The 24,039-nt window shown below is 61.9% G+C and carries 17 protein-coding genes and 7 pseudogenes; 12 read left to right on the top strand and 12 right to left on the bottom strand.

What is annotated here, in order from left to right:
• Positions 1–797: 797 nt before the first annotated feature.
• Positions 798–935 (bottom strand): annotated as a pseudogene (locus tag AB1I47_RS04515) (H-NS family nucleoid-associated regulatory protein); the annotation flags it as partial.
• Between the two features lie 178 nt (positions 936–1,113).
• Between AB1I47_RS04515 and AB1I47_RS04510 the strand changes: the two are divergent.
• A complete protein-coding gene (locus tag AB1I47_RS04510) occupies positions 1,114–1,947 on the top strand; it encodes a transporter substrate-binding domain-containing protein (protein WP_354682576.1) in 834 nt (277 codons plus the stop codon).
• A 117-nt stretch (positions 1,948–2,064) separates the two neighbouring features.
• Here AB1I47_RS04510 and AB1I47_RS04505 read toward each other — a convergent pair whose 3' ends face one another.
• The 4 genes and pseudogenes from AB1I47_RS04505 to AB1I47_RS04490 all read right to left on the bottom strand — a co-directional run bounded on the left by AB1I47_RS04505 (position 2,065) and on the right by AB1I47_RS04490 (position 3,729).
• Positions 2,065–2,337 carry a hypothetical protein gene (locus AB1I47_RS04505; RefSeq protein WP_354682663.1) on the bottom strand — a complete coding sequence of 91 codons (273 nt, stop codon included), beginning with the start codon at positions 2,335–2,337 and terminating at the stop codon, positions 2,065–2,067.
• A 63-nt stretch (positions 2,338–2,400) separates the two neighbouring features.
• Complete coding sequence (locus AB1I47_RS04500) at positions 2,401–2,727, bottom strand: DJ-1/PfpI family protein (RefSeq protein ID WP_354682662.1); 327 nt, start codon at positions 2,725–2,727, stop codon at positions 2,401–2,403.
• Positions 2,728–2,779: 52 nt separating this feature from the next.
• A pseudogene (locus tag AB1I47_RS04495) lies at positions 2,780–3,025 on the bottom strand (ABC transporter permease); the annotation flags it as partial.
• The gene (locus AB1I47_RS04490) at positions 3,022–3,729 is read right to left on the bottom strand and encodes an ABC transporter ATP-binding protein (RefSeq protein WP_354682575.1); all 708 of its coding nucleotides are present in this window, start codon (positions 3,727–3,729) and stop codon (positions 3,022–3,024) included. The pseudogene AB1I47_RS04495 and the gene AB1I47_RS04490, both read right to left, overlap by 4 nt.
• Positions 3,730–4,179: 450 nt before the next feature.
• Between AB1I47_RS04490 and AB1I47_RS33935 the strand changes: the two are divergent.
• A pseudogene (locus tag AB1I47_RS33935) lies at positions 4,180–4,269 on the top strand (IS200/IS605 family transposase); the annotation flags it as partial.
• 64 nt (positions 4,270–4,333) lie between these two features.
• Positions 4,334–5,551, top strand: a complete 1,218-nt coding sequence (locus tag AB1I47_RS04485; RefSeq protein ID WP_354682574.1) for an RNA-guided endonuclease InsQ/TnpB family protein — start codon at positions 4,334–4,336, stop codon at positions 5,549–5,551.
• 29 nt (positions 5,552–5,580) lie between these two features.
• Here the strand turns inward: AB1I47_RS04485 and AB1I47_RS04480 are convergent, their stop codons facing one another.
• The gene (locus AB1I47_RS04480; RefSeq protein ID WP_354682573.1) at positions 5,581–6,570 is read right to left on the bottom strand and encodes a carbon-nitrogen hydrolase family protein; all 990 of its coding nucleotides are present in this window, start codon (positions 6,568–6,570) and stop codon (positions 5,581–5,583) included.
• 143 nt (positions 6,571–6,713) lie between these two features.
• On the bottom strand, positions 6,714–8,159 hold the full coding sequence (locus tag AB1I47_RS04475) for an amidase family protein (RefSeq protein ID WP_354682572.1): 1,446 nt from the start codon (positions 8,157–8,159) through the stop codon (positions 6,714–6,716).
• A 200-nt stretch (positions 8,160–8,359) separates the two neighbouring features.
• On the opposite strand from AB1I47_RS04475, the gene AB1I47_RS04470 reads away from it, so the two are divergent.
• A complete protein-coding gene (locus tag AB1I47_RS04470) occupies positions 8,360–9,319 on the top strand; it encodes a GlxA family transcriptional regulator (protein ID WP_354682571.1) in 960 nt (319 codons plus the stop codon).
• Between the two features lie 106 nt (positions 9,320–9,425).
• On the opposite strand, the gene AB1I47_RS04465 is transcribed toward AB1I47_RS04470, so the two are convergent.
• From AB1I47_RS04465 to AB1I47_RS04445, 5 genes are all read right to left on the bottom strand, one after another.
• A complete protein-coding gene (locus AB1I47_RS04465) occupies positions 9,426–9,890 on the bottom strand; it encodes a DUF6130 family protein (RefSeq protein ID WP_354682570.1) in 465 nt (154 codons plus the stop codon).
• Positions 9,891–10,034: 144 nt separating this feature from the next.
• Complete coding sequence (locus tag AB1I47_RS04460) at positions 10,035–10,460, bottom strand: organic hydroperoxide resistance protein (protein ID WP_354682569.1); 426 nt, start codon at positions 10,458–10,460, stop codon at positions 10,035–10,037.
• A gap of 340 nt (positions 10,461–10,800) precedes the next feature.
• Entirely contained in the window at positions 10,801–11,166 is a 366-nt protein-coding gene (locus AB1I47_RS04455) for a calcium-binding protein (protein WP_354682568.1), read from the bottom strand.
• 45 nt (positions 11,167–11,211) lie between these two features.
• A complete protein-coding gene (locus AB1I47_RS04450; RefSeq protein ID WP_354682567.1) occupies positions 11,212–14,535 on the bottom strand; it encodes a DEAD/DEAH box helicase in 3,324 nt (1,107 codons plus the stop codon).
• Positions 14,536–14,574: 39 nt separating this feature from the next.
• Positions 14,575–15,750 (bottom strand): tyrosine-type recombinase/integrase, encoded by a 1,176-nt coding sequence (locus tag AB1I47_RS04445; protein ID WP_354682566.1) that lies wholly within the window; start codon positions 15,748–15,750, stop codon positions 14,575–14,577.
• Between the two features lie 46 nt (positions 15,751–15,796).
• Between AB1I47_RS04445 and AB1I47_RS04440 the strand changes: the two are divergent.
• From AB1I47_RS04440 to AB1I47_RS04400, 8 genes and pseudogenes are all read left to right on the top strand, one after another.
• Positions 15,797–16,147, top strand: a pseudogene (locus AB1I47_RS04440) (DNA-binding protein); the annotation flags it as partial.
• A gap of 75 nt (positions 16,148–16,222) precedes the next feature.
• Positions 16,223–18,191, top strand: a pseudogene (locus AB1I47_RS04435) (Tn3 family transposase); the annotation flags it as partial.
• Between the two features lie 139 nt (positions 18,192–18,330).
• Positions 18,331–18,813: pseudogene (locus tag AB1I47_RS04430) on the top strand (transposase); the annotation flags it as partial.
• 804 nt (positions 18,814–19,617) lie between these two features.
• Positions 19,618–20,136, top strand: coding sequence for a hypothetical protein (locus tag AB1I47_RS04420; protein WP_354682564.1), 519 nt, complete (start codon positions 19,618–19,620; stop codon positions 20,134–20,136).
• A 646-nt stretch (positions 20,137–20,782) separates the two neighbouring features.
• Positions 20,783–20,962 (top strand): annotated as a pseudogene (locus AB1I47_RS04415) (double zinc ribbon domain-containing protein); the annotation flags it as partial.
• Positions 20,963–21,031: 69 nt separating this feature from the next.
• A complete protein-coding gene (locus tag AB1I47_RS04410; protein ID WP_354682670.1) occupies positions 21,032–21,862 on the top strand; it encodes a hypothetical protein in 831 nt (276 codons plus the stop codon).
• A gap of 13 nt (positions 21,863–21,875) precedes the next feature.
• Complete coding sequence (locus tag AB1I47_RS04405) at positions 21,876–22,547, top strand: hypothetical protein (protein ID WP_354682563.1); 672 nt, start codon at positions 21,876–21,878, stop codon at positions 22,545–22,547.
• Positions 22,548–22,600: 53 nt separating this feature from the next.
• A complete protein-coding gene (locus AB1I47_RS04400) occupies positions 22,601–23,770 on the top strand; it encodes a zinc ribbon domain-containing protein (RefSeq protein ID WP_354682562.1) in 1,170 nt (389 codons plus the stop codon).
• Positions 23,771–24,039 lie beyond the last annotated feature (269 nt).

Raw genomic sequence — 24,039 nt, 5'->3', positions numbered from 1 at the left:
TCGCAAATTCGCTCCCCTTTGCACTGCATGTCATATTGGCATCCAAGTGCACTGGCGTGCGGCGCAACCCCTACCGCCATGGATATGGCGACAAGCAAGCCTAGCGTTTTCATACCTGGCTTCGCCCCCTTTTCTATATAAAGATAGCCAGTCCGTGCGTGTTGCCCTCCGCCTGCCAGCCCTGTTGGCGGGCATCGCACGCCCTAAGTCCAAGCGGTCCTGCGCTTGCCTGGCCGGTGGTCTTGGGAGGGCTCATGTAGGAGTAACGGCAGCTACGCCGTCTCCGCCTCCCGCTCGCGAGCGGGACTGGCGACGGCGCAAGCCTGGTGAATGGGCAAACAGACCTGCTTCGCCGCAGCCTCACTTGGCTCGGCCTGCTCCAGGGATGCGGCCGTCACCGGGCTGGCTGGTTTTGGAGACCAACGCAGCCAGGCCACTAACGCCGCCCGGCGCACGTCGAGGCGAGAGCGAAGCGGCAAGGTCGTCGAGCTATGCCGCTGCTGGGCCGCATTTTCACGCGGGCGATCCAGGTAATGAATCCGGAAGCACATGGGATACCTCCTGTCGTAAGGCGCAGACGTCCCAACGCGCATCGCTGCATTCCGGCGGGGACGACCACTTCTAGTATGGAATGTGCACGCGCTGAGCGCCACCCGAGCTGACCGTTTCGATGCCGGGGCACCTGAGCAGCCATGCGACAGAGCGCCTGCCTGCTGGCCACCGGCCCGCACGGCCTCGCGCAATGGTGTGAGTCCACTTTCACAATACGACCGCCCCCAGCAAATCCGCTGCCGAAGCTATCTGATCCGGTAAAACGCCACACTCTGTCCCGCATTGACCGCCCGCGGCAGCCAGTCCGGCATCTCGCCCTGCCCGTCCCAGCTCTGCCCCGCGGCGTTGCGGTAGCAAACCAGGCGCGGGGTCGGCGGCGGTGGCCATAGATCGCGCGTTCGGAAGCCCACGATGCAGCAGTTCAGACCATTGACGCCCCTCATTGCGGGAAGCATCCTTGGCTGCAGGCTTTGGCCCTGTTTCTTCTCACGATAGGATAGGCCCGCATGCGCGGACTGCCTGGCTAAATTAGAGAACAACGGTAACTTGAAGGAGGGCGCAATGCGAACGACACATTGGCTAATGACTGCAATGCTCGGGCTGCTGCTCTCGAGCTGTGCGGGCATCGATAGCGCCCCGACACGAAGCGCCCAGACACGTAGCGCCCCGACATCGCAAGTGCAACAGGCTTTGGCGCCGACCGGCAAGCTTCGCGTTGGCCTCTTGCTCGGAAACTCCACACAAGTCGTCCGGGAGACTGCATCGGGCGAGATCAAAGGGGTGGGATTTGACCTCGGAAAAGAGCTAGCCCGGCGCATGGGGGTTCCGTTTGAACCGGTTCTGTACCCGGGGTCAATCGGCGCCCTTCTCGACGGCGGGAAAGCGGGCAAATGGGACGTCGCCTTTATTGGGTTTACTCCTGAGCGGGCAAAGGAGTTTGATTTCGCTCCCGTGCACCTGGAAGTCGAATTCGGGTACCTCGTCCCTGCCGGTTCTTCCATCTCGACAATGGCTGATGTAGACCGGCCCGGGGTTCGAGTTGCCCTGCAGGAGAAGTCCGGCCCGGAGTTCTTTTTTACTCGCACGCTGAAGAATGCAGTGTTCGTCCGAGCGCCAAGCAACCCTGCAGCATTGGAGGCGCTGAAATCGGGGAAAGCAGACGTATGGGGCAGCATCAAGCCAATCCTGTTCGAGCTGTCGAATCAATTGCCTGGCTCCCGGGTTCTCGACGGCCGCGCTGGTGTCGATCCGCACGCTATGGCGATGCCGAAGGGACGAGATCTCGGCCATGCGTACGCGCGCCAGTTCATTGAAGACGCCAAGTCCGAGGGTTTGGTCAAAGCCGCGATTGAGAGGGCCGGAGTACGCGGCGTGGTTGTCGCCCCACTCAAATGATGCTCTCTAACCACGGCGTGGACATTGGGTCGGGTTATCCAGTCCGTCGTAGCTATAGCGCTTTATTTGCTGCAGCGGGTCAGTCTTGCTTGTAGCCTGGGCATGTAGCCCGGCGGGTCAAAGGACTTGACGGACGGTCTCCACCACCGTCTTGACCAACATTACCGTGGCCGCGCCAACCATGGGCGGTGCGACTACGCCCGTGATGCTGAGCGAAACACGTCCGCTCCTGGGCAGCCCAGGCTTCTTGCATGCGATATAGATTGCGGCGGGCGGCAGGAACAGGATGGAAAGCAAATAGCTACGGTACGTGTAGCCGTGCTTTGCGACAAAGGCAAAGACCTTCTGCTTGAAGGCGGACATCATGATGGCAAATGAACGCATCAACATCTTCAAAGTCTCTCCGATTGGACGTGCGTGGCCCCGCCGGTCGGCGCCGGCGCCCGGGGCGAGTCAGCAGGAATGAAAGGAGGGTGTTGCCCGGCGCGTCAGTGGCCCGGGTATTCCATCTGCAGGCGCACCCAGGTCGCGGTCCGCTCGCCGAAATCCGTTCTCACGGCCCTCGATCGCCTCGACGAGCGCGAACGAGACCGGAATCGTGGCCGTGACGCCGGTGGTGGTCACGACCTTGCCGTCGGCGACGTAGCGCTTGTTGCGGAGCCACTGCGTCTTCGGATAGGCCTTGCGCAGGTCGTCGAACGAATACCAGTGGCCCGTGGCCTCGCGCCCCTCGAGCAGGCCAGCGCGCGCGAGCACCCAGACGCCGTCGCAGACGCCCACCACCGTGGCGCCCTTGCGCGCCTGCGCGGCGACCCACGCAATCAGCTTGGGTCCTGTCGTAACCGGCGACGCCGTACGCTGCCGGATTGCCACTGCCGTAGCGATAGTAGCCTTCACGCTGGATCTGCAAGTGACCGCCGTACTTGACGTAGTCGGTTTGCAGGCCGTAGGTGATGTTGCGGCTGTAGCCACCGAACAGCAGCACCGCATGGGCGCCAACGTTCATGGCCAGGATCGTCGTGATCGAGCGGCGACGATTGCGCATCAGGTTGCGCAGCGCAAGGGCAAACGTATTCATGCGGCCTCCCGTTCGACAAGGCCGCGGCAGGCGTCGACGATCCTGCCGTCGGCGATCCTGACCACGTCGTCGTCGGTGGCAAGGACCTGTGGATCGTGGGGCGAGATCACGAAGGAAACACCCTGCTCCTGCTGGAGCCGGCGCATCAGAGCGATGATGGCGGCGCCCGTGTGGCTGTCCAGATTGGCGGTCGGCTCGTCGGCAAGCACGATCCGCGGCGATGCCGCCACCGCCACGCGCTGACGCTGGCCGCCCGAGAGCTGCCTCGGCCGATGTTTCGCCTTGTCGGCCAGGCCCACGGCGTTCAGCAGTTCCGTGACGCGCCGCGCGCGCTGCGCCTTCGGGGCATTGGCGAGCACGAGCGGATACTCGACGTTCTCGTAGGCGGTGAGCACCGGAATCAGGTTGAAGCCCTGGAAGATGAAGCCGAGATGGCGCACGCGGAAGTCCAACTGTGCGTCATCGCTCAGGCGGGCAATGTCCTGGCCTGCAACGATCAGGCGGCCGCTGTCGGGCTTGTCGATGCAGCCGATCAGGTTCAGCAGCGTCGACTTGCCGCTGCCCGATGCGCCGGAAATCACCGTCAGCCGGCCGCTGCGAATTTCGAGGTTGATATCGCGTAGTGCCGCGACCCCCACCGCGCCCAGGCGATAGCTCTTTCCATTGGAATCTATTTTTAGTCCACTGAGGGCTGGTGTGCGCATATACACGAATGAATGGATTGTTAATGCGACGATGGATCGATAATTGACTCCAGCTTATTCATGCACGTATATACCTCGCATGGGAATCGCAACTCGACTCGATCGGATAATGACAGAGCGCCAAAGCGCTCTGAGCCGGCTATCGGGCGTGCTGCAGCCGAGGTGCGGATCGCTCAGGCAGCGGCCATCCTTGCCGCGCTGCCGGACAGGGCTCGCTCACTGGGCTTCTGCTCAAGGACGCCGAAACAGCGCAGGCAAACAGAAAGCACGCGGAGCCTCCAGAGCAGCCGGTATTCCCACGAAAGATATCAAAGAGCCGCAAAGCGGCAAAATGAAGCGCTGGCTGGTGGCCGGGAGTTTGATTTGCCTCGCTGCGTGTGACCACCGGCCCGCTGACCCAGCGCGATCCAGCGCATCAGGGTCTGCCGCGTCGGCGGCGCCAGCCTCATCCGCCGGAAACTATGCGGTGATGCGCTATGGTCGCCCTCCCACTTCGCCGGGAGTTGTGGCGGAGCGCTCATCGAGATCGTGCGTCAGTACAGACACAGTGGCGACCTTACAGAGTTTCACGTTTGGGCGCTTCGGCCACCTGTACATTGTCCCGATGCAACGACTCCAGGCCTTCAAGTTCGAACTGATGCCGCGCGGTGAGCAGCAGCGCGACATGCGCCGATTCGCGGGATCGTGCCGGTTCGTCTACAACAAGGCGCTGGCGCTACTGATCGAAAACTACGAGGCTGGCGGCAAGTTCATCAGCTATGTGGCGATGGCAAAGCGTCTCACCGAGTGGCGCAATGGACCTGGAACACCTTGGCTCAAGGACTCCCCGGTGCATCCGCTGCAACAAGCGCTCAAGGATCTGGAGCGCGCCTACAAGAACTTTTTCGCTAAACGGGCCGCACATCCTCGCTTCAAGAAGAAGGGGCAGCGCGACAGCTTTCGCTACCCCGACCGGAAGCAGATCAAGCTGGATCAGGCCAACAGTCGCATCTTCCTGCCCAAGCTCGGATGGATTCGTTACCGCAGCAGCCGGGATGTGCCTGGCGAGGTGCGCAACGCCACGGTATCTCTGCATGCGGGCAAGTGGTTTGTCTCGATCCAGACCGTGCGTGAGGTGGAGAAGCCGGTGCCGCAAGCAACCAGCGCAGTCGGCATCGATGTTGGCATCACCCGGTTCGCTACGCTCAGCGATGGTACGTTCCTCGCTCCGCTCAACAGTTTCAAACGGCACGAAGCCAGACTGCGCCGCGCTCAGCGGGCGATGAGCCGCAAGACGAAGTTCAGCAAAAACTGGAGCAAGGCGAAAGCCAGAGTCCAGCGCATCCAAGCCCGCATCGGCAACGCCCGCCGCGATTACCTGCACAAGGCCACGACCATGATCAGCAAAAACCACGCGATGGTCTGTATCGAGGACTTGCAGGTACGTAACATGTCCAGGTCGGCGGCGGGAACAGGCGAAAGCCCGGGCGTGAATGTTCGGGCCAAGTCCGGCCTGAACAAGGCCATTCTCGACCAGGGCTGGTCCGAGTTCCGCCGGCAGTTGGCGTACAAGCTGGCGTGGAACGGGGGCTGGCTTATCGCTGTGCCACCGCAGAACACGAGCCGGACGTGTCCGTGCTGCGGTCAGATGTCGGCGCAGAACCGTACGACGCAGGCAAGATTTTGCTGCGTCCAGTGCGGATTCGAGGAAAACGCCGATGTGGTCGGAGCGATCAACATTCTGGCGCGGGGACACCGCGTTGCAGCCTGTGGAGAGTCGGTGCAGTCGGGCCGCTCGGTGAAGCAGGAACCCACCGCAGCGACTGCGGAACGCATCGCGTAGCGCCGAAGGAATCCCCTCCCTTTCCGCCGTCAGGCGGTGGCCGCAGGCCGAGGAGGGGAGGATGTCAAGAGCGATTTGGCGTGCACGGCGCGTTCGTGCAGGTGGGCAGTATCCGTGCGGTCGATCAAGAGACTAAGCAACTCCGGTCTGTTGTAGTGTCCAGCCGAGTCCATCAAGACCTTGCGCCGGTCGATCAACGAGAAATCAAGATCGGCGATGACCTCGCCCTCACCCGAGCGGATAGGTTCGCCCAACAGCATGCCGTCCGGTGTCACGATAGTGGTCAAGCAACCGCCAGAAATCGGCTCGATGTCGCACCCAGTGTCCCGCATGATTTGCGCCTGCTGGTCAGGGTCCAACCACGCTGTTGCGTTCACGACGAAGCAGCTGGACTCCAGCGCATGCTGACGGATATTGATTTCCATCCTTTTGGCAAACCCTTCGCCGAAGGCTGACCCCGGATACATGGCCGAATGGATCTGCTCGCCGTCGGCAATCATTGCGTAGCGCGCGAGCGGATTGTTGTGCTCAAAGCATGCGAGTTGGCCGATTCGTCCGACCTTGCTGTCAACAGCGCGAAGGCCCGACCCGTCGCCCTGCCCCCAGATCATGCGTTCGAAATGCGTAGGCGTGATCTTGCGGCGGCGCTGTATCAGGGTCCCATCTGCGTCGAAGAGCAACTGCGTGTTATAGATGGTGCCTCCGTCACGCTCATTCACACCAATGGACACCACCATGCCGGCCTTACGGGCTGCCTCCCCGATTGCGTCGGTGACGGGGGACGGTACCGTCACGGACTGCTCGAGCAACCTGAGGTGTTCATTTCCGGTAAGAAGCTGAAGACCTGTCTGGACCGCTGAAAAATATGGGTAGTACGGCACCACGGTCTCGGGAAACGTGGCGAACTGCACTCCCTTCTCACCAAGCTCCTGGATCTTCTGCACGACTTTATCCACGGTTGCTTCACGGCTGTAAAGCACAGGGCTGATCTGGACTGCGGCAGCTTTGATGACTGTCATCTGAAAAATCTCCTTTGGATGGGGTGCGGCATCGTAGTGCCGCGACGAAGTTGCATGGGCGACAGCAACATTTAGTATCGAGCGCTCGTGGTAATTGGCTCCGACGGTCGATGTGGCTGCCTTCAAGTTACGGCGGGTGCAGCTCAGAAGCCGCTGGGTCCGGGCAGGCCACCAAGGACTTGTTCAACTCGGCGAGCCAGGGTGAGCAACTCACGGTCACGACCAGCAGCCGCATCGAGCTCGAGCCCGAGTGGAAGTCCCTCTGAGTTCAGCGCCATCGGAATGCTGATGCCTGGCACGCCAGCGGAGCTCGACGGATGCGTGTTCCGGGACAGGAAGAGGTCCGTGACCTCCTTGCCGCCAACCTGGAACTTCCACTGATTCTCGATACGGGGCGCTGCACTCGGCGTGGTCGGGAAAAGCAGCGCATCGGCCTGTCCGAACGCAATCGCCGCAAGCCGTTGGCTCAGCTCTTGTCTGGCCACGTTAAGCGCGGCGAGGTACTTCTCCTCGGACACGTAGCCTGCGCCGCGGGACACGACGAAGTGCGACCAGCCACTCCTGATGTTCTCGCCCAGGCCCGCATAGATCTGCTCAAAGGAAACGGGCAGCTCGTTGGCAGCGAGGAATCTGCGAACGGCGGGCATCGTCTCATGGAAGAAGATGGGCCACGTCGTGTTATCGGCAAGGGCAAGGAAGTCTTCCCCCAGATCGACCTCCACCAGCTCGGCTCCTGCGTCCTTGAGTTGTCGTAAGGTCTCGCGGAATGCGCGGTCCACCTCAACGTCCACGTCGGCGAGGTACTGCCGAGGCGCGTAGGCCAACTTGATGCCCTTCAGGTTGCCGCTTACGTTGGCGCCGGGGACAGGACTCTTGGTGAGCACGGCGTCCATAAGCTCACAGTCTTGCACGCTGCGAGCCAGGAGTCCCGTCGTGTCGAGGGTGTCGGATATCGGAGCCACGCCCTTGGCCGGCCAGCGGCCCGGCGTCGGCTTGTATCCCACCACACCACACAACGACGCGGGAACACGGATGGAGCCGACAGTATCTCCTCCAAGCGCGGCGGGAACGATGCGAGCAGCCACCGACGCGCCTGCCCCGCTGGAGGAACCGCCCGTGACGTTGGCCTTGTTGTAGGGGTTTTTCACCTGGCCATGGTGAGCATTGAGGCCCGTCAGGCCATACGACATCTCAACCAGGTTGTTCTTTCCAAAGATAATCGCCCCCGCATCTTTCACATCTGCAATCGCCTCAGCGTCCTGCGTCGGCTTGAAGGCGGCCAGCACGGAAGTGCCGACGGTTGTGGTCAGCCCCCTGGTCAGGTAGCTGTCCTTGACCGCCAGAGGCACGCCGAGCAAGGGAGCGCTGCGTCCTGCTCGACGCGCCCGATCGGCTTGGCTTGCGGCCTCCAGCACTGAGGCGCCATCGATTGTGATGAACGCCTTCAAGTCGGCGTGCTCACGCGCTCGTTCCAGCAGCTTGCCAACATATGCCTCCGAGGAAATCTCCCCGTTTCGAATTGCACGTGCTGCGGCTGCGAGCCCGAGCTCGTGCAAATCACCGGAGCTCGCCGAACGCGTTGCAGGCATGAGTTCTCCAGTCGAACCGAAAGTGGCTGATGCGCCGGTCGCCGGGGCGACGCCTTTGGAAATTTGAATTGAGCTCATTTCTTTACTTTGAATGTCCTATGCCCTCACGGGCGGCTGGGAAGCAATGGATGTCTTGACAGGCTAAGGATAGGGGCCTAGGCTTTAGCTCAAATGACCAACTTCCCTCGTTTTAGGCCAACATGAAACGCGTCGGACTTGTGGTGTTCCCCGGCTTCCAGATCCTGGACATAGTGGCGGTCTCCGTGTTCGAGATGGCTAACCTTGCCGCACCCAAGGCGGCGTACGACATCCATGTCGTCTCAGAATGTGGCGGTTCGGTAAAAAGCTCGATGGGCACGGCCGTTCAGACGGTTGCGCTGGATCCGAACATCTATGACACGCTCATCATGGCCGGCGCGACCACGCCGCAGCGGTCATCGCCCAGACTCCTGCGGCTGCTCGCGCGTGCGCTCGAGCCCACTCGGCGCATGGCCAGCATCTGCACCGGCGCCTTCGTCCTGGCCGAGGCCGGGATCCTGGAGGGCCGTCGGGTGACAACGCATTGGGCCCATGCGCGGGAGCTTCAGCGGCGCTATCCGTCGATCCGGGTCGAAGAGGATCGGATCTTCGTACGCGACGGCACCGTCTGGACCTCGGCCGGCATGACCGCCTGCATCGACCTCGCGCTGGCGCTGGTGGAGGGCGACCTCGGCAGCGACGTGTCGAGAGCGGTCGCAAGACAACTGGTCGTTCACCATCGGCGCTCGGGTGGGCAGTCCCAGTTCTCGACGCTGTCGGAGCTGGAATCCAAGTCCGATCGCATCCAGGCGGCACTGACCTACGCCAAGAACCACCTGCGCGAAGACCTGTCGGTGGAGCGGCTCGCCCATGCGGTCCACATGAGCCCGCGCCACTTCAGCCGCGAGTTCCGGTTGAACACCGGTCAACCTCCTGCGCGCGCCGTCGAGCGGTTGCGCGCGGAAACGGCTCGCATTCTTGTCGAAGCGGATCGACTCACGATCGAGCGCATCGCGAGTGAAACTGGCTTCTCCGACCCGGAGCGAATGAGGCGGGCGTTCCTGCGCGTCTTCGGCCAACCGCCCCAGGCGTTGAAGCGCGCGGCCCGCTCGCGACATGCAGCAGATTCGGCGCTGACATGAATGGCTGCCTGCTGGGGAATTGCGGTGGTGCGGATTGATGCGGGTGCCGTAGTGAAGTCGCGGACGCGCACGAGTGAAGCGCGCGTTCAGGTCCTTGGGCTCGGCGCTAATGTGAATGCGCTTTCGCGCCCTCAGGCACGGTGAACGCCAGTGTCACGACCTGTCCGGGAAAGACGTTGTGATTGGCGTCGACCAGCGAGATCTTCACCTTGTGCTGGCCGGGCGGCAGACCGGCTATGTCGACGGTGTTGTTGTCGCTCGGATCCGCCCACCACCAGGGCAGGTCATCCACCGTGATGTGCAGATGCCCGACACGTGGAGATACCTTGGCGGCCTCCGGCCCGAACACGGGTGCGATGCGCAAGTTCTCCACTCGGTACTGAGCCCAGAAGATGCCGTGGGCCAGCCCCTCGGGAAGCGGAGGATCCACGATCAGCTTCGGGGCGGGCTCATTCTCGACCGCGACGTACGGCGAAGCGCCGCGGATCTCCTTCGCGCTCTGGGCAACGGCGCTCGTGGCGAGAACGGTGCCCGCCGCGACTACGGCAAGCGTCTTGATAAGCATGGTCATTGCAGTTTTCTCGTTCAAAGTATGGATTGCGGTTGTGCGGATCCAGGCGCGGTTCGAAATGAAGACGCGGACGGGGTACGAGGGGGCGCGAGGGACGTTCGCGTCCTGGGGGCTCATCTCAGCGTCCTGAACACCGCACGCTGCTTAAAGAATTTCGAACTGCACGTCGACGTTGCCGCGAAGGGAGCGCGAGTATGGGCAGGTCTGGTGGGCGGTTTCCACAAGTTGCCTCTTCACCGCCGCATCCAGGCCCGGCAAGCTGACCTTCAGCGTCACGCCGAGGGCATAGTTGGCGCCGCCGTCGGTCTTGCCCAGCGAGACTTCGGCGTCGATGGCCGCGTCCTTCGGCAGCTTGACACCCACCTGCCTGCCGGCGCTTTCGACGGCAACGATGAAGCAGGCTGAGTACCCGATGCCAAACAGCTGTTCGGGGTTGGTACCAGGCCGGCCGGAGCCGGGTGTGCTCAGCTTGACGTCGATGGCACCGTCAGTGGAACGTCCTGCGCCTTCGCGGCCGCCCGTGACGTGGGTGTGTGCCGTGTAGATAACTTGATCGAGTTGGTTAGTCATGATGATTTCCTTATAAAGGTTGAGCCATGCCTCGTTGCCGAAGCACATATAGCGTTTCCGCTTTAATCGGATGCGATGGATGTGATAGTAGGAGGCTAAGCCTTGGCTTGACGGACTAACTTCCCTCCTTTTATGCCAACATGGAATTAAGTTGAGTGCTAACGAAATGGCCGAAATCCGAAGCAGGCTATTTCTGCCATCCCCCGAAAAGTGAAAATCTTCGGCCAGCCCCTGCCAGGCAAGGGCTGGCAGGGTGCGACTTGACCTGATAACGGCCCGAGCGGGCCCTGTAACTTGCGCTCGGGGATCATGCCGGGGGGATGTTAGGTCGTGCGGGAGGTCAGAAGCTGTAACCTTGGTCGTGCCAGTAGTGCCAGTCAGAGACGGCAAGGCGCGTGCACTTGTCGGCGCGGACGGGGACAAGCTGGGCAAGGGGCACGACGAGTTCACGCTGGTTGTAAAGTGCGTGCACGAAGATGGCAACGCGGCACAACTGATCATGCGCGAGTCTGAGGACGGAGACTCTGTCACCTGAGCGCAGCGGGGAAGCCGCCATCGCCTGACGTACCCGCGCTTCGAATGGAAAGCTAAGACTGTCCTCGAGATGGCAGTACCACGCCATCGCGCATTCTTCTTCGGTGTACGCGTCGACCACGATCTCCATCGAGATGCGCCGTTCGTGTTGGTTGTCGGCTGGTTTTGCCATTGGGTTCGTGCTGGACCTCGACAATGCGTCGCGGCAAGGCCATTTTTATGTTCCCGTCCTGGTGCGGGATCGGGGCTTCGCCGCCGGTGCGACAATAGGTGGTGCGGCCGGGATCGGCTCGAAAAGCGCTTCAATGTCGTCGGCGGAGAACTTGACGGCGCCGGCGGCATCTTCTGACAGGATCGCGTTGGCAAGCGCTGCCTTCTGCTCCTGCATCGCGACGATTTTCTCCTCAACACTGCCCGCGGTGATCAGCTTGTAAACAAACACAGGCTTGTCCTGCCCGAGACGGTGAGCGCGGTCGGTGGCCTGATTTTCTACGGCGGGATTCCACCAGGGATCGTAGTGAATGACGGTGTCGGCCGCCGTCAGGTTCAGGCCAACGCCACCGGCCTTCAGGCTGATCAGGAAAAGCGGCACCTCACCCTGTTTGAAACGCTTGACCGGCGTGACGCGATCGGTGGTATCCCCCGTCAGCATGACGTACGGAATCCCAGCTTTGTCCAGGGCCCCCGCAATGAGGTCCAGCATGCTGGTGAACTGCGAGAACAGCAGGATGCGACGACCTTCCTCGATCAGTTCGGGCAGCATGTCGAGCAGCAGATCAAGCTTGGCCGATTCCTTGATCCGGGCCGCCTGGCTGATTTTGACGAGCCGCGGATCGCAGCAGACCTGGCGCAGCTTGAGCAACGCCTCCAGCACGATAATGTGGCTGCGCGCGAGGCCTTTTGCTACGACGGCCGCACGGACCTTTTCCTGCATGGCGGCGCGCACAGTCTCGTACAGGTCACGCTGCGCGCCTTCGAGCTCGACCGTGCGCACAATCATTGTCTTCGGGGGCAACTCGGCGGCGACCTCATCCTTGCGCCGACGCAGCATGAACGGTCGGATGCGTCGCGCGAGCAGTTCACGTCGAACAGCATCGCCGCCTTTCTCGATGGGCGTGCGCCAGCGGCGGGTGAAGTCCTGGCGGGTACCGAGGAAGCCAGGCAGCAGGAAGTCAAACTGGGCCCAAAGCTCGCCGAGATGGTTCTCGAGCGGCGTGCCCGTCAGGCAAAGGCGGTGTCTTGCACGCAGTTCGCGGATGGTTGCTGCGGATTTGGTGGCGGCGTTCTTGACATACTGCGCCTCATCCAGGATCAGCAGGTGAAAGTCGTGCTTGGCAAGAACTTCCTCGTCGCGCCACAGCAAGGCGTAGGTGGTCAGAATGAGATCATGCTCGCCGATCTGCTCAAAGCGCTCGTGGCGTTGGGGCCCGTGCAGATCCAGGACGCGCAGCTTCGGCGTGAAGCGCTGCGCTTCCTCGCACCAGTTGTGCATGAGGGTCGTTGGCACGACGATCAGCGCAGGCCGGTCCAGCCGGCCACGTTCCTTTTCGGTGAGGATGTGCGCAAGTGTCTGAATGGTCTTGCCAAGGCCCATATCGTCGGCGAGCACGCCGGACAGCTCGTGTTCGCGCAGGAACTGCATCCAGGCAAGCCCCTGGCGCTGGTAAGCACGCAGTTCGGCCTTCAGCCCACGCGGCACCGGCACGTCTGTCACCCCAGGACCTGCCATCAGGCGTTGCGCGAGTTGCCGAATCGACGCGTCGCCGTGAAATTGCCAGCGCCCGGTCTGATCCAGGGCATGGAGTCGTGCCGCATCCCACGCGGAAATGCTCATGCCGGAGCCGAGCGAGTCGAACAGGTCGATCAGCACGCGCACGACCGGCTTGAGCCGGTCGGCACGCAGGCGAAGCCGCTCGTTGCGGTCGGTTTTCAGGTCGATCGCTTCGTCGTCCGCGACGGTATCGAGCCTGCCCGACAGCCAGCGCTCATCGCGACGAAAGAGGTCTGCTAGCAGCGGCTCCAGGCGCACCGTGCGACCATTGACGGTAATGCCCATCTCGACGTCAAACCAGCCGTCGCCGGTCTGACGCAGGCTGCCGTCAATCGCATCGATCTCGATCACGTTGTGCCGAAATTCGTCGCTCATGACGACGCGCCAGCCGCTTGCCCGTAGTGCGGGCAGCACCAGCTTCATGAGATCCGGCCAGTCGTCGACATCCTCGGGGCCGAGGATGCCATCCGGAAACGGCTTTGGCCCAAATACATGATCGGCCCGAATTTTCCGAAACCCGGTCTTTTGCAACTCAGTCAGCCGTTGGCGCTCGAGATCGGCGTCTCTTCTTATCTGGACGACCTCGCCGCCGGAGGCCCGAACAAGCGTAGTGTTGCTGTGCGCCGGGAGGTTGTGGCCTGCGTAATCAAAGCTGACCGTTGCAAAATCCTGCGATGACGCCCAGGTCGGCAAGGTGTCAAGCGTCAGCACGGGCACCGGCACGGTGTTGACGACCTGCACTGACGCTACGTCATGCGCGGGTGGCACAGGCAGGTCGGGGGCGACTTCGCGCAACACATTGCCAACGAGCGCCGCTTCGTCCAGCGTGATGGCCGGCATCGACAGGAAATCCGTGACCTGTTCCGCTGGCCACGGCATGGCGAGTATGCCAGCTTCGCCAGAATGCGCGTCCACATACCAGCAGGGCTGGGTTGTCGTCAGCAACAGGGTGGCGGGTGGCTCGGCCTGCAAGACTGGCCGCACGCGCGTGTCGGGCTGCGCTTGCCAGGTCATCTTTGCGCCGCGCTCTGATCCGCAGTGCACCGGGCAGTGTGATCCGGGGTAGTGGGCGCCTGCGGGAGCAAAGGAAGTAAATGCACGCCCGGTGGCGATGAGCTTTTCCAGGATGGCGGCGCCGGTTGTGCCCTGCAGAGCAAAACCACCGGTATAGGCGGCATGCGAGCGGCCCAGCCACAATCCGCGCAGGATAGAAAGATCCTCCTCGGAAACAAATTTCGGCGGTTCGACCAGCGCTTTCTCGACGTTTTGCCACCGATCGTCGACCGAGCGAATCGTACCGTCCGCCCCCACGCGGGCCTTGTAGAGGGAAATCTCGCAGCCACGATACGATTGCCCGATCACATAGGCCAGTGCATGCGTGGCCTTGGCTGGCTTTTTCTTGGCAGCGGGATTGGCTGCCGTGCGTCGAGCGCGAAAATTTTCCAGCCAGGTCACCAGTTCCCCGCGCACGCCGGCAGCCGATGGCTTCGGCTGGTGCGCAAGGCCGGCGATCAGCAGCGCTGCCACGTGCTTGCAGTCAATGCCGACCGGACACGTGCATTCCCCCTCCACCCACATGTCTTCGTCGATGTCGTGGAAATACGCACGCACGTCATACGGACGCGTATGGGTGCCTTGCACCAGTCCCGCCAAGGTATCCTCGTCGATCCAGCGCAACTCCGAGACAGCGCTCGCATAGGAGCGAGCCTTGGACACCGTGTGGGAGTCCAGCCATTCCGCGATTTGGCGGGGATCGTAAGAGACAGACATCGGTTGAGGGATTCAGAGGTTGACAACGCGGGGAGCATTCTACGCGGGGAGGCTCCCCGCCGGTACGGCAGCGGCTTCCGGTTCTGACCCCGCCTGGGTGGTCTGGGCATGCCGGCGGTCATCTTCGGCGTGCAAGTAGATCCCCGTCGTCTCGATCGAGGCGTGGCGAAGGTTCTTCTGGATAAAGCGGATATCAGTGCCGGCGTCAGCCTGATGCGAAGCCGCCGAGTGCCGCAGCCAGTGCGTCGAAGCCCGGCGCAGTGTGGCCGCGCCGATCGGATCGGTTGGCTCGAGTGTGTCGGCCGCCCGGCGGAACACTTCCTTGGCAATGAGGTAGATCGCCGTCGGCGTCAGGTGCCGCTTGGCGTCGCCGGCGATGCTCATTACGGCCGGCGTGCTTTCGGCCGGCAAGGGCATGGGCGCCAGATCATGGAATGCGCGGTAGCGCGCGAAGTCGGCCATGAGGGCGTCGGAGACTGGCACCTCGCCCTCGGCGCCACCCTTGCCGATGACGTGCAGCCACCAGCGGCCGCGACGCTGGAAGAAGTCCGCCGCCTGTGCGTTGGCGGCTTCGCTTGCCCGCAATGCGGTGTGGTACAGCAGCCGGATCAGCCATCGGCTGCGTTCGTAGTGCTGGCGCTCGCGCGCAGATACCTGCGGCCAGGCCTCCATCGATTCCAGCACAACCTGCCAAAGCGCGTGATCGAGGTAACGTTCAATGCGGCGGCTCCGTGCCGGCGTTGCCGAGGGCGAGCGCCGCAGCGCAAGCGGATTGCCGGCAAGGTACCCGGCGGCCACCAGGTAATTGAGCAGCCCGCAAAGGATACCGAGGGCCTGGCGTCGGCTGCGCTCGGAGAGCGGCCCGTCGAACAGCCGCCGCGTGCCCCCGCGCCGTGGCAGGACGGGATCGGCCCAGTCTGCGGACGGTGCGGTAAGAAATTGCTCGTAAATCAGGAAATCTTCGCGCGTGAGGCTAGACAGCGGCTTGCCCAGCGTGCGCGTCGCCCAGACGAGCAGCCGCACCACCTCCTTGCGGTAGCTGCGCAGCGTGTGCGGCGAGCTGACGTACTCGGCAAGCCACAGGCGGACGGCCTCAAGGTCGGTATCGGCCGTGATCTGCCGGTTAGCGCCGCGCGCGCGATTCGTGCCGTCGTGGCCGTCCAGTGCGGCCGGCAGCATGAGGGGGACAACAGGCTCGGTGGCGGGCAGGTTCATGGACTGACACGATTTTTCAGCAGGCTCTCGCATCGTACACCTAGGAATGCGAGCGGAAGTCGACCAGGCGACCGCCCGGCTGGAAGGCGTGCAGAAGCGCGTCATGCTGCAGACCGAGGAGGCCCGCGAAGCGCAACGACGCGCCGAAGCAGTGCTCTTGAAAACACAACAGCGCAACGAGCAGTTGGTCGCCGACGTTCAGCAGCTATCGGCCGACGCCGCCGAACAGCGGCGACTCGCTGAACGACACGAGAAACAGCTCGCCAGCGTCATGGACGAAATGCGTGAACTGCGGCGCGAGCGTGACGCGTTGGCCAGGCAGGTCGCGCAACTGCAGGGGCAGCTCCAAGCTCAGGTCAATCCGGCACGGGGGCGGCCAGCGAAGCGGTCACGCTGAACTTCCGGGAGCCCATTATCCCAGCGGCCCCTGTGGCATGCCTGGGATTCGGCGAAGAACAAGTACACGCGCAACATGGCTGCCAATACGCACCGGCTGTCGATCCTGACTCGCCACGAGATCGACGAACTGTACGCGCTCCCACGCCTTACCGAAGAGGACCGGCACGCCTACTTCGAACTGGGCGAGGCCGAGCAGCAGCTCATGCATTCCCGCTCGGCCCCGGTCGCGGCGCACCTGATATTGCAGCTCGGCAATTTCAAAGCAAAGTACCAATTCTTCTACGATCTGGACGCCGTCAAGGACGACTTGCGTTACATCCTGGCCCGGCACTTCCCGGACCGAAAGCTTGGCGTCATCAGCCCGCCCTCCGCGCCGACACGGCGCGCACTGCAGTACACCATCCTCGAGCTGTTCGATTTCCGCCTGTGTGACAGCGGCGCCAAGGCAGAACTTGAGCGCCGTGCGCAACGCCTGGCCATGCTTTCCACGCAGCCAACCTTGAAGTCCTTCGGCTCGCGCTTGAGGATGTTTACCTGGTACATCGACTACAAGCTGCAACGTATGCCGATCGGCATTACGCGCCTGTGCCTGCTGTGCTTTGCTTATCACCGGTTTCGCCAAATCAACGACAATCTGATCGAGGCCTTCATTCATCTGGTCAACCAGTACGAGAAGTCTGCCAGCCATGCCGCCGATGAAGCTGCACAGAATGCCCTTACCGAAGCGAGCACCCATCTGAAGGCTGCTGGCCAGGTTCTCCAGCTGTTCTTCGACGACTCGATCCCGCGCCATGCGTCGTTCGCCAGCGTCAAGAAAAGAGCCTTTTTGCTGCTCCCACTGGAACGGTTCGAGCAGGTTTCAAACTACATGAGCAACATCGCGTTCGACAAGACCGGGTTCGAGTGGTCGCACTATGCTGCATTGTCGCGTACCATCAAGCGCAACATTCGCCATCTGTTTGTCGGCCTCAAGGTCACAGGCCGCGTGTCAGATGCGCCGCTGCTGGAAGCCGTTGCCTGCCTCCAGGAAACGTTTCGCAGTGGCAAATCGCCCCAGCAGTGCAAGCCCGCCGCGTTCCCCACTGCCGTCATTCCGAAAGGCCTGCAGCCCTACCTGTATTCCGCCAAGTCCGACAAGAAGAAGCAGCTTGACGTCGATCGCTACGAGTTCCTGGTCTATCGTCTGCTGCGTAACGCCCTTGAAGCCGGCGATGTGTTCAGCAACAGCAGCAACGAATTTCGCCGTTACGAGGACGACCTGATCAGCGATGCTCGCTGGCAGCAGAAGGACGCCATCCTCCGCGACATTGGCTCGCCGGTCCTGCTTGCTCCCATCGAGGAAACGCTTGCCGCGCTGCACGACGACATCGAAGCCTAGTTGAAGATCGCAAACCAAAGCATCGAACAGTGCGACAACCCGCACCTCAATGTCCGCCAGCAAAATGGCAAGCGTCGCTGGAGCCTCGTGTACCCCGACCCAGATGAATCCGTTAACCACTCGTTCTACAGCCAGCTACCCGGCATTGACGTGGCCAGGCTGCTATGGTTTGTCGCAGAATGCACTGGGTTCCTGAAGGCGTTCACCCACGTACTCGACCGCTATGTGAAGCACGACGCCGACCCGCGCGAAATCCTCGCCTGCGTGGTCGCAATGGGTACCAACATGGGCCTGCGAAAAATGGCAGAAGTCTCGGGCCTGAGCTACGCATCGCTCTCGAGCACGGCGCGCAGCTACCTTCGCCCCGAAACCCTGCATGCCGCTAACGACGCAATTAGCAACGCCACTGCTGGTCTGCCAGCTTTCAAGCTGTTCAATATCGATGACCGGATCCATTCGAGCAGCGACGGCCAGCGTTTCGAAACGCAGTTTGATACCTTCAATGCGCGGCACTCGCCCAAGTATTTTGGGCTGGACAAAGGCATCAGCGCCGGCACGCTCGTCGCCAATCATCTGCCGATCAACATGACCGTCTTCGGCGCTCACGAACACGAGAGCCATTACGTGTTCCGACCTGCTCTACAACACCAGCAAACCGCTCCAGAAGCCTACGAACGCTGAATTGCCACGACACATATCGCCAAGCGCAGGCTTGGCAGCCAGCCGTGCAGCCCCGCTATCAGGGTCACGCCGCACCCCGCAAAGCGCAAAGCCTTGCCAGGCAAGGGCAGGCGGGAGATTTTCTGTATAGCGTCCGGTCCGAACGCCAACTGATGGAGCAAACGCAGTACAACTTGCTGTTCCGCTGGTTCATCGGCCTGTCGATGGACGACGCAGTCTGGGTGCCAACGGTGTTCACCAAGAACTGTGCACGGCTGATCCAGCACGATGCAGTGATCACGTTCTTCAACGAGGTGCTGGCCATCGCGCACAAGCGCAACTTGCTGTCGGGTGAGCACTTCAGCGTGGATGGCACGATGATTCAGGCCTGGGCCGGCCACAAGAGCTTCGTACGCAAGGACGGCGGCGATGGCGATGACAGCGACATCGGTGGCACCGGCGGCTTCCAAGGAGAGAAGCGCAGCAACGAGACGCATCAGTCCAAGACTGATCCGGACGCCAAGCTCTATCGAAAGGGCAAGACCGCCAGTGAGCTGCGCTATATGGGCCACACCTTGAGCGACAACCGTCACGGCCTGGTGGTAAGCGCGGTGGCCGCGGGTGCCCACCCTTGCCGAAGCCGGCGCCGCGGGCTTTGCCGTGGAGAGTTGGCAGGGACTGCTCGCGCCCGCGGCAACTCCGGCTGCTGTGGTGGAGCGTGTCAGCCGCGATGTCGCGGCGGTGCTGCACGCATCCGCCACCCGCAGCCAGTTGGAAGACGCTGGCTACGTCGTGGTCGCCTCGTCGGCGCAGGAGCTGGATGCAACGCTAGCGCGCGACCTGCCCCGTTACGCCTCGGTGATCGCCGCATCGGGCATCGCGCTACGCTGATAACCGCTGGAACCCAAATGACCGACAACACGCAATCCACGTTGTCGCCAATCACGCCCACCATCCGATCGCTGACGCCGATGTGAAGCTGGAGATCGGGGTAGCGTGCGTACTTTGTGCCTCTCTCGCTACTAGATCATGCGATCTCGGCCATAGAAGATGTGTCGCCTGGGCAATGTACTAGTTCACTGAGGGCTGGTGTGCGTATATACCCGAATGAATGGATTGTTAATGCGACGATGGATCGATAATTGACTCCAGCTTATTCATGCACGTATATGCCTCGCATGGGAATCGCAACTCGACTCGATCGGATAATGACAGAGCGCCAAAACGCTCTGAGCCGGCTATCGGGCGTGCTGCAGCCGAGGTGCAGATCGCTCAGGCAGTGGCCATCCCTGCCGCGCTGCCGGACGGCGCTCTCTCACTGGGCTTCTGCTCAAGGACGCCGAAACAGCGCAGGCAAACAGAAAGCACGCGGAGCATCCAGAGCAGCCGGTATTCCCACGAAAGATATCAAAGAGCCGCAAACCGGCAAAATGAAGCGCTGGCTGGTGGCCGGGAGTTTGATTTGCCTCGCTGCGTGTGACCACCGGCCCGCTGACCCGGCGCGATCCAGCGCATCAGCGTCTGCCGCGTCGGCGGCGCCAGCCTCATCCGCCGAGGCGCCTTCGCCTACCGTCCTTAAGTGGAATGAATTCAAAGCCAAGGCGGGCTTTGAGGAGGCCACTCAAGACGAACAAGTTCTTATCTGGGAAAGTTACCGGGACCAGTTCTTGCCCGCCATTGCGGCCGACCAAGGCGCCACCGTCGATGAAATGAAGCGCCGATTCGAAGCTCAGGTGCCCCGTCCGACGCAAGGCGAGGCTGGCGGTGAACGTTTCTTAGGCTCTCGCTGCACCCAGGACTGCTCAGGACATGAAGCGGGCTACTACTGGGCGGCGGACAACGATATCTCCGAGCCGGACAACTGCACCGGCGACTCCCAAGCCTTTGTTGAGGGCTGCCAGGAGTATGCCGAGGAGCGCCGAGAATCCAGCAGCAACGCCGAGAATTAAGTCCCCCGTCGATAGAACAGCGCCTTCAGCGAACCGTCTATGAGGCCGGAGGCGAGACCGCGCTAAAGCGGGGCAGACTAAACAGCAAGGCGGTGGCCCTTCTCCCGGGCGATGGAGGGATACCATTGTTCAACTTCGATCTGAGCTAGTCATTAAGCACCGCCGTCCGGATTTGCCCCAGTTGTACGCGTGCAGAGGCCGCCGGGCAATCTGTTGCCGCTTGACGACCCAGATTCCAAGTAGCTCATGCTGGTACCTCTTCCACTCCTGGCGGAGACTGACGGGAAGGAGTTTGGCTTCAAATTTTGCCGAGCCACAAGGGGCAAACGCACTCGCCTTGCAAACTTGCAACTCGTCAGGACCGCACTGCGGTCATCGGCATTCAAGGAACGCGACTTGCGTTTTTTCCGGGGTTGCCTGGTGACGGGAATCCACCTTCCCAGAAAAATCCATAGTGCCCCTCCAATGAGGGGTTCAGCGCACATAACCGTCTTCCGTAAAAGCCCGGAAAGCCGAGTATTCGAGGCAGGCATGGCTTGATCCTTCCTTGCCGGCTTCCCGATTCGAAGAGCGTCGAAATCGAGCGGCCTGACCATCTCCTTGCTAGGCGCCAACGCAATACGATGGGAAATGAGCCCCTAGAGAGATGCCACCACATACCGAAGAGAATGGAATGACGAGTTGTACAAATTGCGGTGTGAGTACCCCTGCCAGCGCCCGTTTCTGCAAATCATGTGGAACGCCAGTTGAATCCCAGGCCGCGCCGGTAGCCGCATTGGCTTGCATTGGGTGTGGTGCTGAACTGATCGCTGGGGCAAAGTTCTGCAGGAAGTGTGGGACACGGCCGACGGGTGCAAAATCGGCGCATGCGGGTGACGTCTTGCTGGCGGCGGCTATGCCTGCACCAGAGGCCGTCGTAACCGCCGAGGTAGCAATCGAGCCCACTCAAGTGGAAGCAATCTCGGTTGTGGACATAACACCAGAGATTGCCTCGCCAGTATCGCAGCCGGCCGAAACTACCGTGGCCCGAGAAGTCGAGTTTGAGCACGTGCATCTGCCCATCACTCCCGAGGCCGCAAAAAGCGATGAGCTAGTACGATCGGCATCGTGGCCGACGCAGAGCTGCAGCGCATCGGCCTCCCAAAACGCGACCGCCCCCTCCCCGCGACAACCGTCGAAAGCATTGATCGCCGCCGGCATCGCCGCCGCAGTCGCTGTTGGCGGAGGCGGCCTGTTCTGGTGGTATAGCGGCAAGCAACCCACCACGCCAGTCGATCAGGCGACGCAGGTGCAGGCCTCCCGGCCGACGTTGCCCGCGGAAGCCACGGTACCCGTTCATCCGAACGAACCTGCTCAGTCCGTCGAGGCTACCGAACCCCCGGGGCAGCCAGCGCCAAGCGCACCCGTGGCATCCTCCCTACCGCCCGCACCAGAAGCCGCGACGCAACCACTCCTTAATGCTGCTGCAGCGCCAGCCCTCGCCGCACCCAAAGCCCCGGTCCCGCCAGCGAAGCCTGTGGCTCAGGCCGATCCTATGGAAGCAAAGATCGATGAGCTGTTGCGAAAGGCAAAACTCCACGTCGCCAATGGCCAGTTTGACAAAGCCATCGCTACCGCCGAAAGCGTCCTTGCCATCGATGCCGGCAACCGCGCCGCGAGGTCTTTGATCAGCAACGCCAAAGCCAGGCAAATGGAAGCGCTCCGCGCCAACACCTCTCTCGAATAACTACCAGCAAACCATGAAACTCCAGAAGACGATTCTAGCGGCGGCCCTTGGCACGCTACTAGCCAGCGGCTGCGCAACCCATCGCGGCGGAGGCACCGCAGACAGTGACACGGTCCTGCGCTGCGCGGCGCTCGGCACGGGTGGTGCCATCGTGGGCGCATTGATCGGCGGCACTAAAGGCGCCCTTGGCGGGGCCGCTGCCGGGCTGGCTGCATGCGCGGTGATTGAGATTGCCACACGGCAGACCAAGACCGCGGCGGAGGTAGATCGCGAGTACAAGGTAAGCAATCGCAATCGCCTGCCTCGCACTGCCGAGGTGAACGCATACAACACGGTCGTTACACCCAGTGGTGCGGTGAAGGCTGGCGAAGCGATCAAGCTGCAGTCGACGATCCGCGCCGTGTCCGGCATAAATGAACCAGTTCAGGAGGTGAAGGAGATCCTGACCGTTTATGCGCCGTCAGGTGAGGAGTTCAAACGTGGCGAGAAAATCGTCAGTTCGGAACCGGGCAGCGGTGAGTACGACAACAGCTTCACGTTGAGGCTGCCGTCCGGCGCGCCGCAGGGCATCTATCGCCTGCGGAGCCAGGTGGTGCTGAATGGGAAGCCTGGCATCAGCCGGGAAAACCAACTGCAGTTAGCTCGGACGGGAGATACGTTCACCGTTGCAATGCTGGATCGCTGAGTCGATCACTGAAGCAACCGCCGAATCAATAAAAATACGGATAAACCAAGTTCATGACAACAAGCGAAAAAGCTGCAGCGCCCTCCTACGCCCTTCTTCGAGCGGCTGAGGCGATCACCAACTGGCGCGCATTGGCGATGTGCGCCATCGCGGGCGTGGCGACGCTGATTGCGGGCATGCTCACCACCTATACGATTGCCCACAGCTTTTTCTTGGGGCTAGTGTCGGGATTGGTCACGCTGGGGGTGATGCTGGTGGGATATTCCGCCGTTGGCATCACGCTGATGCGGCAGGCGCAGGGCCATACCATCGGCTTTGTTGATGCGATGCTCCAGGCAGTGTTCACCGCGCACAGATTCCTTGGCGTCGGAATCTTGCTGCTGCTGGGATACCTGGCAGTATTGCTCGCGGGCCTGTTGATCTTCTTGCTTTGCAAGATCCCGGGGCTTGGGCCACTGTTGTACGCGTTCGCGTTTCCGGTGGTGGCCGTGGTCATTGGCGCGACTTTCGCGGGCCTGTGGTACGTGGGCTACCCGCTGGCCGCGCCGGCTATCTGGGAGGGCAATTCGGCAGTTCAGACGGTGGCGCGCCTGATTCAGATTAGCCGCCACCGGCTGCTGCAGGTGATCGTGAACATGTTCCTGCTGCTGGTGCTGGTGGCGGTGCTGTCGATCGTGGTTTTTGGCATTCTGGGATATGGCGCCTTGATTTCGACGTCGCTATCAAGCGCAGTTGGCGCCAGCCCGATGAGCGCGCTGTTGTCGATGTTCTCTGGCTTCATGGGTCCTTTCGGTCGCAGCTACGGCGGCGGCTTTGGCCGTGGTGACATGGCTGCCTTGCAGGACGGCATCGCCTATGCTTCGTCGTTTGGCTTTGGCGCCGGCTTACTGTTGATGATTGCCTTGGTGATCCCGTTCCTGACCTTTATCAATGGTACTTGCCTGATTTATCTGCAGACCGTCAACGGCATGGATTTCTCGGACTCTGAGGCGATGCTGAAGGAGCGCATGGCACAGGCCAGGCGCCAGGCAGAGCAAGCGCGCGATCGCGCCGTGGCGGGCATGCGTGAGACGAAGGAGTCGCCGCAAGCCAAGGCTTCGGTGCAGGCGGTTGAGCAAGTGGCTGCGCCTGTATCGGTCGCGCTGGCCTGCCATAGCTGCCATGCACCCATGGCGCCGGATGACCTGTTCTGTGGCGAGTGTGGGGCAAAGCGGTCGGCTTGAGGGCACGACTGCCTATCGGTGGGTAGGTGAGGTGGTGCAATCGCCCCTCCTCCCCTTATCCCCGCCTGCGACATTGCTGGCCAGGCTGATCCGTAACCCGCAATTGCTGCACTGGGGTCTGACGCGCGCATGACGAAAGGACTCTCTCTGATGCTTGGAGCTGAAGACCTCTTGGTCCATGTGCACCGTATGGCGGGATCCACAGCTTCAGATTGCCAAACAGAGAATTACACCATTCGGGGCAAAAATCGATGCCTCATAGGAATGCC

This window comes from Cupriavidus necator (assembly GCF_040578825.1).
Taxonomy (GTDB): Bacteria; Pseudomonadota; Gammaproteobacteria; order Burkholderiales; family Burkholderiaceae; genus Cupriavidus; species Cupriavidus necator_E.
Note: the sequence above shows the minus strand (reverse complement) of the source record. Positions and strands in the feature narration are given on the sequence as shown.